Genomic DNA, 388 nt, shown 5'->3' on the forward strand with positions numbered 1-388 from the left:
CCACATGCAGCAGGGCCAGGCGGCGAGCTTCTATGTCGATGCGCTCGAAGGCGCCGAGCTGACTGGCCATATCGAGCAGATGGCACCGGCCACCGGCTCGGAGTTCAGCGTCATCAAGGCCGACAATGCCTCGGGCAACTTCATCAAGATCGTGCAGCGCCTGCCGATCCGCATTGCGATCGACCCGAACCAGCCGCTCGCCGCCCGCCTGCGCCCGGGCATGTCGGTTGAAGTGCATGTGGACACGCGCGCGGCCAAGGCCGCAGCGCAAGGAGCCCGGCCATGACCCGCAGCCGGTTTTTGCAAGGCTCGGCCGCCAGCACGCTGACGGCCCTGGGCATGGCGATGCTGCTGGCCGGTTGTGCGCCGGCACTGCGCCAGGCGCCCG

Annotated in this window: 1 pseudogene; it reads left to right on the plus strand. The window is 68.8% G+C overall.

Annotated features, from left to right (window positions below):
* A pseudogene (locus H928_RS33775) lies at positions 1-286 on the plus strand (HlyD family secretion protein); the annotation flags it as partial.
* Between the last annotated feature and the right edge of the window lie 102 nt (positions 287-388).

The sequence above is a fragment of the Comamonas sp. B-9 genome (assembly GCF_000410635.1).
In the GTDB taxonomy this organism is placed as follows: Bacteria; Pseudomonadota; Gammaproteobacteria; order Burkholderiales; family Burkholderiaceae_C; genus Comamonas.